Consider the following 11,917-nt stretch of genomic DNA (forward strand, 5'->3'; position numbering starts at 1 on the left):
GTGTATTTTACGCAAGGATACTAAATAGCAGTGACAATGTGAACAGTAGTCCGGTAATGACCGTTAACTGGAAAATTGTCTTGTCGGTGCCGCGCCGCGTCGTATTTACTTCAGCCGATCCACCGATACCGGCACCAAGGCTAGCACCGCGTGTTTGCACTAGGATTAAGATTGTCATAAGTACCGTTGAACCGATTGTTACGTAATTCCAAATAGTCATTCTATCCCCTTATTTTCTTTCTTCTAGAATTGCTGTTACTAGATAGTTTACAAGCCCGATTATCATCCCGGCAAGTATTGCAGCCCAAAAATTAGTTATTTCGAGCGGCGCATACAGTTTACTGACCAGAAATACCATCAAACCGTTGACGACAATCATGAATAATCCAAGTGTTAAAAGGATAGCAGGAAGCGACAATATCACCACGATTGGCTTAATGATGACATTGACAATCGCCAGAAGTAATCCAGCGATAATAATCACGAAGACGCGGTCTTGGTAATCAATACTATTGCTCAGCAAGCCTGCGGCGATCCAGAGGCCCAGACTTGATACCAGCCAGCGGATCAAAAATCGGTAAAATGGCCGTTTCATTACTGTTTATTGTAGCATGCAGGACATGCATTCAGATATCAGATTACATAAGCGTTTTAGGTAATCGGGCACTCAGGACCGTGGCACCGTCCGCTGTAATCAGAACGTCGTCTTCCAAACGCACGCCGATTCCTTCGGCTGGGATATATATACCGGGCTCATTGGTCAGGACCATGCCCGGTTCGAGCGGCTTGGTGTAATCACCGACATCATGGACGTCTAGGCCCAGGAAATGCGACGTGGAGTGTGGAAAATAGGTACGGATTGATTCGCGGTCTACCGTTTTGATAAGCTGCAGTTTTTGTAGAGTCTGCCCCATATACTTTTCAACGGCTGCTTCATACTCCTTGAGTAGGGTACCGGGCTTGAGCAACGTTAGAGCGTATGTCTGGACGTCTAGCACGGCCGCAAACACTTCTTGCTGACGCGCCGTGGGGGTACCGTAGACTTTGGTGCGGGTTATATCTGCAGCATAGTGACTGACTTCGGCGCCGACGTCCAGTATAACCAGCGAATTAGCCTGCAGAGCGCCGTTATTTGCGACGTTATGCAGCGTGCAAGCCCGCTTACCCCCGGCGATAATCGGCGCAAATGCATGGCCACTAGCTCCGCGGAACCGGAATTCTCGTCCAAGATCGGCTTCGATTTCATATTCGTTGTGGTAGCCGCCGAAACGGGCTGGTTCCGTCAACAGCAATAAACTATCGATGGTCGTATCAATAGCGGACTGTAAAGCCTCTAGCTCGGCGGGCTGTTTGATGCTACGCAGTGTTGCCAGTTCGGCGCGGATATCAATAAAATTAATGTCTTTGACATGCTGGCGCAGCCGGTCAGCCAGGCCGAGGCGTGCTGGATTGGTGTACATACCGTATTGCTCAATGTATGCGGCTGGCGCTACCGGAGTTGCCACTGACTTTGACTTCGTGACATCAGCTGCCAGCTTCGACCAGCCAGTGTCAGCATCAAGCACCGTCTTAATACCCGAAATCCGCGTTAGCTCAGCCGCATCGACGGCTCCATCAAAGGCTTCCCGGCTGGCGCTGCGTCCGGGTACAATTAAATATTCCTGGCCGTCATGCATGACGAGCATAAGATCAGGCTCGGAAATGCCCGTCAAATACCAGAAGCTACTATCCTGCTGAAACGGAAATGTATTGTCGGCATTCCGCTGCAACAAACCATTAGCCGTTACGACGATTGGAACAGCATTCTGAACTGCATCACGCAGACGCTGCCGGTTACCGGCAAAAAATTCTGCTGTAAATAATAGATTAGTGTTCATAGTCATTAATTTTCAAGTATATCAAAAAGCCAGCGGTTATGACTGGGCTGACTTTATCGGCAGCAAATACTTACGGAGCTCGGCTGCCCTTTTATCGCCGAGACAGACAGCGAGTTCGGTCGGAGAGGCCTCGGCAATGCCCTTCATACTGCCGAATGTTTTAAGCAGTTTTTTGCGGGTGGCTGGCCCGAAGCCTGGTATATCGTCCAGCATGCTAGCTGTCTGACGCTTTGACTTAAGCACGCTGTGATAGCTGACTGCAAAGCGGTGCGACTCATCGCGGATACGCTGCAGCAATTTTACGAGGTTTGTATTGTGCGGCAGATTAACGAGCGTGAAATCCTCGCTGACGGTACTAAAACCGCCGAGTTTATGCAGATACTCCGTGCTAAGCGTGACATTACTGAAATTATGCTTGATGACAATCTGCTCTTCACGCTTGGCGAGGCCAATCATCGGAATGTCTTGGCAGCTTGGGATAGCTGTCACAGCGCCGTTATCGTCAACTGGACCAGCTTTGCAGGCTTCGTCACGGGCGCGGGTGGCTGCATCGAGCTGCCCTTTGCCTCCATCGACCAGTATCAAGCTCGGCTTGCCCCAGGCTTTCAGATTTTTCTCTGATAGTCTGCGGCTGAGCGTCTCGTGCATGTTAGCAAAATCATTGTTATGGTCCTTTTTGGTTTTGAATTTGCGATACTCTGCTTTGTCACTGGCACCATTTGTGAATACAACCATGCTGGCGACAACATCCGTACCGGACATATGAGAGATATCGTAACCTTCGATGCGCTGCGGAAACCGCGCCAGCCCGAGGAGCTCGACCAGTTCGTTGAGCGCGTGGTCTTTGCTGATATCCATAAACTCTTTATCACTGAAAATGACCTGCTTGTTGAGGTTTTGCAACGCCGTCAGCCGGTTGCGAAGCTGCGCTGCCTGCTCAAAATCCTGTGCTTTGGCAGCTGTCTTCATATCCTTTTCGAGTTCACGGATGATTGTAACCCGTTTGCCTTCGATATAGGCCATCAGCCGACGCAGATTTGCCCGGTAATCCTCCAGCGTTGTCCGGCCTTCCTCGAGGCCGGGATCCAGTCCAAGGTGATACTGCAGCGTGGCCCGTTTTTGACCAGTCGATTGCTTGGTGGCATAGGGGAAAATGCGGCGCAGCAGCTTGAGCGCGACGCGGACACTGGATAGCGATGGATATGGCCCAAAGTAACGGGCACCGTCATCGAGCGGCCGGCGGGTGGTACTTACCGTTGGATAGCTAGCATCATAATCAATCCTGATGTAGGCCATGGCTTTGTCGTCGCGCAGCAAGATGTTGTACTTCGGCATATAGCGCCGAATCATTTCTGCTTCGAGAAACAAGGCTTCAATTTCGGATTCCACGACCATCCAGTCGGTATCAGCTATTTCACTCACTAATACATCTGTTTTGACATCACGGAGGCGCGACTTCTGGAAATACTGACGGACGCGGTTACGCAGGACGGCGGCTTTTCCGATATAAATAATACTTCCGCTGGCGTCTTTGTGGAAGTAGACGCCCGGCTGTTTGGGAAGATCCTGCAGTTTCGTTTCAAGCGCCGATGATATTTGTATGTGCATAGCATAATCTATTATATATCGGTTACGCCTGCTTTCTATTCCAAATTATGCCGACGAGGGTTTAAGCCCATTCATATCTGCCAACTAACGGTTACGAATTCGGTATGTTGCACCGGCTGTGGTACTGATGACGTTCTGGCCGTCTGCCGCACTCACGAGCAGCGTTGAGTTCAGATCGTAACTCAGGCTTGCTGTGCCGCTGGCACCTGGCAATACCTTGAAATTGACAGTTGCAACTAGTTGCTCGCCGGTCACACCAGCGGCTGAACCAGTTGCAATACTTCGTGCGATGCGGATCAGACCAGGCGTTGATGTATCGGTTGATGCGACAACTGGAAACGCCGTACTCTCCCCGATACTCATAAATTCAAGTTGGCCCGCAGGATAGACGAGCGCAATCTGTGCGACATTAACTGGGACTGTACCGCTATTTGCATAGATAGCAGCTGACACATTGGAACCTGGTGTAATTGTCGTCGATGCTGGTTTGATAAGTAATGTTTGAACTGTAGCAGTCGGCTTGGCGCGTGCGGCCTGGCTACTATTCTGATAGTTGACACCTGCAGCCCCAACAATCAATACCGCCACAATTGCCAGTCCGGCTGACATTAGCCTGAAACGCTGATTGGTTGCAATCTTTTTATTCGATTTTTTGGACTTTTTCATATTATTTCCTTATATTATGGGCGACTAGCGTAGCTGCATTGACCCGGTTGATTGTCCGAGGATATTTTGATTATCGGTACTTCGCACCAAATATGATTCTCCCCAATCAACCGTCAACTCAGACACCAGATCAACTTCCTTAAGCGCCTTAAATGTAAAAGTTACCACTTGATTTTCACCTGTTACAGACGCGGCGTTTGCTTCGACAGAACGAGCAAACCGGACTAACCCTGGCGTTGTTGTGTCAGTTGCAGCTTCTTGAGGAAAGGCAGTTGCCGTTTTGACGTCGACGATCTTGAGTTTATCAGATGGATAACGGACAACTCCTTGGACTGCATTAACAGGTTGGGTTTGACTATTTGCATACAGGCTTATGGTAACCATATTGTCTGGCTTTGTTTGAGCATGCACCAGCGGCTTCAGTGATAATGAAGCCTGCGTATCTTTTTGCAGATTTTTTTGCTGACTGGCGGCATTCTGCAAAGATGCCGGCTTATCATAGTCTGCCAGGCCTAGTGAAATAGACACCAGCATAGCAGCGGCAAGTACAGCCCCCGCCGTAAATACCGACCGCTCTTTCTGGGTTGCGGCCTTCGACTTCGTTGACCGCGACCTACTCCAGACACTACTCATGCTCTTACTTGATACTTTACTTGCTTTTGCAACACGAGCTGATTTGGCTGGTGATTTTGTTGGCTTGCTCGGCATGGCTTGAATCCTTGTTATGCTTTGTTTGTATTCTATCACGGAAGCATACCGTTTATGGTGTACTCTAAAACTATTTTACAGTAACAGCAGTTTCGCAGGCTGGACAGCTGGTTCGGGCCATGCATGCGGTGCAAACGACAATCAGTTCATTGCACTGCTTGATCGCACAATTCGTGTAGCGGCTGGTTTTATCACCGCAGTGCACGCATACACCGATGTCTGTAGCCTTGTCAGAGAATTTAACGCCCATACGTCCGTCAAAGACATACAATGAGCCCTCCCATAGACCGTCATCAGCGTATTGCTGACCGTATGTCACGATACCACCGTCCAGCTGATAGACCTCTTTAAACCCACGTGTTTTCATTAAACTGCTAAGAATCTCGCAGCGGATACCGCCAGTACAGTAGGTCACGACGGGCTTATCTTTAATGTCATTGTACTTGTCACCTGCCAGATCAGTCAAAAAATCTTTCGTGGTCCGGGCATCAGGAACAACCGCGTTTTTGAACTTACCCACTTTAGCTTCATAGGCGTTACGGCCGTCAAAAAAGATAACATCCTCGCCGCGTTCTTTAACTAATTTATGCACGTCAGCTGGCTTGAGATGTTTGCCGCCGCCGACAACGCCGTGATTATCAACCTGCAACTCGTCGGCCGCTCCAAACGTTACGATCTCGTCGCGCACTTTGACAGAAAGCTTCGGGAAATCATCCCGCCCACCATCACCCCATTTGAACTGAGTGCCTTTGAAGGCATCGTAGGCCTTGGTTTCTTTGATGTATGTTTTGACATCGTCGATTTCACCGCCAAGCGTCCCATTGATACCATGTTTGGATATGATGATGCGGCCGCGCAGCTCCAAACGCTCACAGAGAGCTTTTTGCCACAGCCGAACTGCCGCAGGGTCAGTAACTGGTGCGAATTTGTAATAAAGAATAATTTTTTGCATGTGTCCAGTATACCTGATTGGGGCCAGTTTTGTCTTGATGCGGAGTATGTCAGTACAGGCACGCCTGAATCTAAAAATCTCTCCATGAGCCTCGTCAACCTGTCCGCCCCTAAAATTTTTCATCTTAAGGATGAAATAATTTTGGGTCTGCCCCGCAGATCGCCACGATAGGGTAAAGGTTTTTAGATTCAGGTAGGTACAAATAGTCTGCGCAGCTACTACGCAGTCAGTCCCAGCAGCACCGCAACCGTCAAGCTGACAAGGACGACCGTCACGGTTATGGTGGCGATTTGCTTGTCGCGAATCGCTTTGAGTGTCGCCGCGTCCGGCTGTGGACGCGGACCGCTGTACGTGCTGGACGCGGACTGATCATCAGTCGCCAGCCGATGATCATTTGCGTCATTGTGTCCGTTAATACTGTCAGAACTAGTTGCCATTATGCCGCCGGCTACTAGAGAAGCGGCTTGTCCGCCGGTCGATTGCCGCATGCGCGGGTCGCGTTCGTATTTTAATTCTTTTTCCCGTATTTCTCGGCTGACAGCGGCACTGACGTCCCGCCCTTCCAAAAATTCGCCGACCACCCGGCGAACGGCTCGCTCGTCAAGACTGCCGAGTTGCATCATTTCTTTGAGGCTGAGACCTTGGACGCTGATTTTTTCAGCTGCCCCGACCAGTTCTTCGCGGCTGAATTCTTCGGCAGTTTTATGGAATGGCACAACAGGAGAGCGCTCAGCTTTGTCAGCGATATTTGCAGCGGCGGCGGCAAGTGGCACTTCTACCAGTAAACGGCCGACGTTTTCGGATCTCGCAAACTCAGCTGGTGACTGGTTCGACTGCAGTTCGGCCTTGAATGCGGATGCTGCCGTAGCCGGTTGCCGGGCGTAAAGCTCGCCCGCTATACCGGCACCAATTCCGGCGAATACCGCCGCTTCCGCAGTCGGCTGTTCAGCATGAGGTACAACAATGTTTTTGCCAGTCGCTTTCGGTACCGGCTGCAGTAAATCTTTGACAAAACGCTGGCGTTCCGGGACGCCGGTGATAGCCTGCACTTTTTCACGGGCCAGGGCTTTAATCTGACTTTCTTTATGAACAATGGTTGCTTGCAGATTTTGAAGCTGCCGTTCCAAACCGCGCTTAACGGGAGCTGATTGCCTTTCAGCAGTAGCCTGACCGATCTTTTTGCCGCGGCGGCGGCCAATGAAGTATCCGACCAGTCCGCCTGCCAGCAAGCCTTGGCCTGCCGCCGCACGTGCCTCCCGCGCTGCCTCTCCTAGCGAAACAGCATTTGCAGCTAGTTCTGTATTTCGTGCCGAAAAGCTGCCTGGCCTCCCACCTGAATAATCAGGAGATGACGGGCCACTGTTGCCATACAACGGCGGTATCGGTGGCGCAGCCGCGGATGCCGCAAATACCATGCGGTCCTCAGTGGCTCTATCTGGCAACGGGGGCAGCGCTTCGGCCAGACTGCGCTGCGGGCCCATACCACCGAGCGTGTCGGTGTTTGGCGGTAAGGCAGCGCCCTGGGGGTCGGTATCGACAATTTCTGCTGGCTCGATTGAAAGATTTTCAATGCGTTCGACAGCTGCTTGACTAGCCTGTTCGATGGCCTGCGCCGCTGTCTGCGGATTATCATCAGCTAGGCGTTCCTGCATACTGCGCAGCAGCGCCACATCAGCTGCTGTTTCAGCGGCGATGGGACTGGCTGACATATCCAGTGGCAGATCATGTAGCTCGCCGTCTGCCGCGTGTAATTGGATTTCCGCAAAGTCATGGGCAGCGCGTTTAAGCTCTCTATTGTCAGCTGGGCTGAGTTCGGCGGAAGTGGTCTCTGACCTTTCCGCATTGTCTGAGGCAGAGAGAGCTGCTGCTTCTTTGCCCGCGCTGGTTAATCCGCTGGCAGTATCCTCAGGCTTCGGTATACCGAACAACGGTATGTCCGCGGAGTCGCTTTTGTTCTCAGGCGCACTGATAATTTTCTGCCAGTACGACTCTTTTTTGCTGCTGCGCAGTTTGCGCTGCTCGGCTTGCTCGCGCTTCACCGAATCGCTAGTTGCTATCTCAGCCAGCGCGGCCGCCGACGTTGATTTCTTCTTCTTTTCTTTGCTTTTAGAGTCATCATCTTTTTGTGATTCTGATGATGGCTTTGGTGAGGATGATTCCGGTGATGAAAATGTGCCGAATTCCATGGCTATAGTACAGTGTAAGCGAAATAACCACTATTTGACAACTTGCTTCTGTGCGTTCTTGTATTTATAACGGCAAACGTATAAGATAAGAGCTATTATTTAGCAATCAATCCGGAGTCGGCGACATGTTCCAGTCAATTCAGTCATACAGTATTTGCGCCGTTCGCGTCTCTTCTGACGTCGTACACCTCGCACGCGCCGCGCATGTCCTCCGTATGGATAATCGAATTGCTCGACTCCCGTTATTGCATTCGATATCGTAACAAACATTCCGTCCTCCGCTATACCTCTTCGACATTTACAAAGTAACTGCTAGTCTGTACTGCCGCACGGCGTCAACTAGCCAACATAAGGCCCCATTTTAAGCACCATGAGCACCAAAACAATTCCTAAAATTCCAGACTCTGAAAACACGACCCGCCAGGCAATCCGGCTCTTTTTGAGCCATGCCTTACGCTACAAGCGTTTTCTAATACCTTTGCTGATATCTATCCCTCTTACTATACTGATCATGGAATTTTTGCAACCATATATACTATCGCTGGTTTTCCAAAAGATCAGCCAAAAACAGTACGATACCAATAATCTATGGCAGAGCTTTTATCCGTATATCGGTGCCTACGCCCTGGCGACTATCCTCAGCAGCATAGCTGGCTGGCGGCTTAATGTCTGGCTGATCTGGCAGCTCGAGCTCCGGGTTGTCCGCGACCTGTCACAGCGCAGCTTTGATCATTTAGTTGATCTGAGCGCCGATTTTCACAGCAACCGCTTTGCTGGTTCTTTGGTGTCGCAGTCTCAGAAGCTGACCGGGTCGTACATCAGGTTTATTGATTCGACGGTGTTTAATCTCATTCCTCTGATTGTTTCTATGATTGCTACGGTGGTCATCCTGGCGCCGCGGGTACCGCTCTATGCGCTCAGCCTGCTCGGGTTTTCAATTATATATGTGATCGGTACAATTTACTTTTCAAAATCTGTCCGCCGCGCTAATATCAACGAATCTGAAGCCCAAAGCCGCCAAACTGGGTATTTGTCTGACAGCATATCTAATCTGATGGTTGTCAAAAGTTTTGCCGCATCGGGCTACGAAAAGCAACGGTTTTGGGACGTCACTGGCGAGACGCAGGCAGCCGGCTTCCGCAGTATGCGGGCCACGACAGTGCGCGAAACGTACTCGAGCATCATCACCTCAAGCATTGGTATATCAGCGCTTGTCATTGCCGTCGTTGGAGCTGGCGCCTTCCAATCGGATATTGCAACGCTCTTTTTGATCGTGAATTACACTGCGTCTGTCGGCCAACGCCTGTGGGACTTCCAAAACGTGCTACGGCAATACAACCGAGCCTTTGGTGATGCCAGTGACATGGTGAAGATTCTGCAGATTGAGCCGACTATCAAGGATCCGGTTAATCCGGAACCAGCCCGAATCATCCGCGGTGATCTAAAATTTCAAGATGTTACATTTACACACGGTGAAAACAAAGACCCGCTGTTTGATAAGCTCAACCTGCACGTCAAAGCCGGTGAAAAAATCGGACTTGTCGGCCCAAGTGGCGGCGGCAAAACATCACTCACCCGGCTTCTGCTAAGATTCAGCGATATTGATAGCGGCGCAATTATCATAGACGGCCACGATATTCGTAACATTACGCAATCGGATCTACACCGGCATATTGCCTATGTTCCACAGGAGCCGCTGCTATTCCACCGCAGCCTGTCGGAAAACATCGGCTATGGACAGCCGGATGCCTCGCAGCGTGAGATTGAAGCAATTGCTAAGGCAGCAAACGCCCATGAGTTTATACATCGGCTTGATAAGGGCTATGCCACACTGGTCGGCGAGCGCGGTGTCAAACTGTCCGGTGGTCAGCGGCAGCGCGTGGCCATCGCCAGGGCAATGCTCAAGAATGCCCCGATACTTGTTCTCGACGAAGCCACCAGCGCACTGGACAGCGAAAGTGAAGTCTTGATCCAGGATGCGCTATGGAAACTCATGGAAGGCCGCACGGCAATCGTCATCGCTCATCGTCTGAGCACAATCCAGCACATGGACCGCATCGTGGTACTCGACCGCGGCACAATCGTCGAACAAGGCAGCCACCGGGAACTCATTCGTGCTGGCGGCACCTATGCCAAACTCTGGAGCCACCAAACCGGCGGCTTTATTGAAGACTAGCTAGCGGTTGTTAAACTGCCGGCGGGCATTAGCTTGCCGCGGGCAGGTCATGGGCTATATATAAAAGACGGCTGAGTAAGCCGTCTTTTTATTGAACTTAGGTATTGTCCGCAATCGACAACGCGGTGCCTAGTGCTTTTCCGGGTTGTGTCCCTGAGTCTTGTCTTCAAATTCTTTTTTACCGCCTGGACGAATTTCGTCAGCACCGGATGTCTGATCATCGGTTTCGGCTGAACCATGCTCAGAGTCAACTGCGGCAGCTTCGTCGCCGGTTGCTTCTTCGGCGTCACCACCAGCAGCATCATTAGCCGCTGCAACAACTGTCGGGTCGTTAACGGTCACAATAACTTGCGCTGGATCAGTCATAATCTCGACGCCGGCTGGCGCAACCAGATCACCAACTGTAACGTGGTCACCGACTTCGACCAGCTTTTCAGCATCGTATTCCAGAACATCAGGCAGTTTGGATGATATCGCCTGGACAGTTACAACCGTCAAGTGCGGTAGTACCAGCAAGCCGCTGCGTTCTGCCGGTGATGATTCGTTGCCTTCTGCGAAGACAGCGAGCAGTGGAACTTCTGTTTCTACCTTTTCAGTTGCCGATACGGCGTTGAAGACAACATGTGTCAAAGCCTGTTTGCGCGGCTCGAATTCGATGGTTTTGATCATAGCAGTGTAATTCTTGCCGGCTGCACTGAGTTGGATTGGGTGGTGCTTGCCGGCTTGTTTGTAGGCCTTAGTTATAACACGGACATCGCCCTGAACTAGTACAGAATCTTTGCCGTGGTCATGGACGACTGCAGGAACGATGCCAGCTTTGCGCAGGTGCTTGACGGCTTTGCCTTCGACAGTACGCGCTTCGAGGGTTAATGCAATTTTATCTTGTGACATGTCAGTTCCTTTTCAAACTACTCTCAGTCGTTGCAGAGTACGGTTATTTATACGTGTAATCATTCTATTTTAACAGATTCGGGCTACATTTCCACCCCTATTCCTGTATCTGTTCGTCAAGCTGCTTATGCAGTTGGACTTATTGTCGTCAGTACGGTACCCTGATTACATATGTTTGGCGAAGGCTTAACCGAATTCATTATTACCAGCGGATTGCTGGTCATTGCCGCAACCGTGTTTATCGAGTGCGCCTTTATATTTGGTTTCTTCCTACCTGGCGATAGTCTTCTGTTTCTAGCTGGTTTCATTGCCGGTGAGGGCGAGAACAATATTTTCCTGACGATGCTGGCAATCTTCATCGCAGCAGTCGTTGGTAATGTCGTTGGATATCGTATCGGCGAACGCACTGGCCCCAAACTGTTCCGCAAAGAAGAGGGTATATTTTTTCAGAAGAAATATATTTTGCAGGCACAGCAGTTCTACGCGAAGCACGGTGGCAAGACACTTATCCTAGCACGCTTTGTCCCTGTTATGCGCACCTTCGCACCACTGGTGGCTGGCATCGGTAACATGCCCTTCGGCCGCTTTTTCTTGTACAGCACGGTTGGCGCAGCATTATGGGCAGTATCCATACCGCTAGTCGGGTTTTATGCCTACCGAATCCTTGGGGAAGCCATAGATATTGAAAAATATGTTATCCCAGTTGTCTTTGCCATCATGCTACTTTCTATCGGTGGCAGTCTACTTCACGCTGTCCGCGAAGGCGTAAAGAATAAAAAACGTAAAAAAGTCGACGCCAGCGAGCTCGAAGCCAGCCAGGCAGCGGCCGATGAGCAAATCGACTAGCAATCTG

11 protein-coding genes are annotated in these 11,917 nt (G+C 50.6%); 2 read left to right on the top strand and 9 right to left on the bottom strand.

Features of this window, described 5'->3' with window-relative positions; all coding sequences use genetic code 11:
- Nucleotides 1-7 precede the first annotated feature (7 nt).
- From VF575_02800 to VF575_02835, 8 genes are all read right to left on the bottom strand, one after another.
- The gene (locus tag VF575_02800) at nucleotides 8-220 is read right to left on the bottom strand and encodes a preprotein translocase subunit SecG (GenBank protein HEX8182506.1); all 213 of its coding nucleotides are present in this window, start codon (nucleotides 218-220) and stop codon (nucleotides 8-10) included.
- 9 nt (nucleotides 221-229) lie between these two features.
- Entirely contained in the window at nucleotides 230-595 is a 366-nt protein-coding gene (locus tag VF575_02805; GenBank protein ID HEX8182507.1) for a phage holin family protein, read from the bottom strand.
- Nucleotides 596-638: 43 nt separating this feature from the next.
- A complete protein-coding gene (locus VF575_02810; protein HEX8182508.1) occupies nucleotides 639-1,883 on the bottom strand; it encodes a Xaa-Pro peptidase family protein in 1,245 nt (414 codons plus the stop codon).
- A 30-nt stretch (nucleotides 1,884-1,913) separates the two neighbouring features.
- Entirely contained in the window at nucleotides 1,914-3,485 is a 1,572-nt protein-coding gene (locus tag VF575_02815; protein ID HEX8182509.1) for an excinuclease ABC subunit UvrC, read from the bottom strand.
- An 84-nt stretch (nucleotides 3,486-3,569) separates the two neighbouring features.
- On the bottom strand, nucleotides 3,570-4,151 hold the full coding sequence (locus tag VF575_02820) for a cohesin domain-containing protein (protein HEX8182510.1): 582 nt from the start codon (nucleotides 4,149-4,151) through the stop codon (nucleotides 3,570-3,572).
- A 24-nt stretch (nucleotides 4,152-4,175) separates the two neighbouring features.
- On the bottom strand, nucleotides 4,176-4,859 hold the full coding sequence (locus tag VF575_02825) for a cohesin domain-containing protein (GenBank protein ID HEX8182511.1): 684 nt from the start codon (nucleotides 4,857-4,859) through the stop codon (nucleotides 4,176-4,178).
- 70 nt (nucleotides 4,860-4,929) lie between these two features.
- Nucleotides 4,930-5,811, bottom strand: coding sequence for a rhodanese-related sulfurtransferase (locus VF575_02830; protein HEX8182512.1), 882 nt, complete (start codon nucleotides 5,809-5,811; stop codon nucleotides 4,930-4,932).
- Nucleotides 5,812-6,029: 218 nt separating this feature from the next.
- Nucleotides 6,030-7,997 carry a hypothetical protein gene (locus VF575_02835; protein ID HEX8182513.1) on the bottom strand — a complete coding sequence of 656 codons (1,968 nt, stop codon included), beginning with the start codon at nucleotides 7,995-7,997 and terminating at the stop codon, nucleotides 6,030-6,032.
- A gap of 370 nt (nucleotides 7,998-8,367) precedes the next feature.
- Here VF575_02835 and VF575_02840 point away from each other — a divergent pair, with 370 nt between their 5' ends.
- The gene (locus VF575_02840) at nucleotides 8,368-10,173 is read left to right on the top strand and encodes an ABC transporter ATP-binding protein (protein HEX8182514.1); all 1,806 of its coding nucleotides are present in this window, start codon (nucleotides 8,368-8,370) and stop codon (nucleotides 10,171-10,173) included.
- 129 nt (nucleotides 10,174-10,302) lie between these two features.
- On the opposite strand, the gene VF575_02845 is transcribed toward VF575_02840, so the two are convergent.
- Nucleotides 10,303-11,064 carry a 50S ribosomal protein L25 gene (locus VF575_02845; protein HEX8182515.1) on the bottom strand — a complete coding sequence of 254 codons (762 nt, stop codon included), beginning with the start codon at nucleotides 11,062-11,064 and terminating at the stop codon, nucleotides 10,303-10,305.
- A gap of 171 nt (nucleotides 11,065-11,235) precedes the next feature.
- Between VF575_02845 and VF575_02850 the strand changes: the two genes are divergently transcribed.
- The gene (locus VF575_02850) at nucleotides 11,236-11,910 is read left to right on the top strand and encodes a DedA family protein (GenBank protein HEX8182516.1); all 675 of its coding nucleotides are present in this window, start codon (nucleotides 11,236-11,238) and stop codon (nucleotides 11,908-11,910) included.
- Nucleotides 11,911-11,917: the final 7 nt, after the last annotated feature.

Source organism: Candidatus Saccharimonadales bacterium, from assembly GCA_036388415.1.
GTDB lineage: Bacteria > Patescibacteriota > Saccharimonadia > Saccharimonadales > UBA4665 > UBA4665.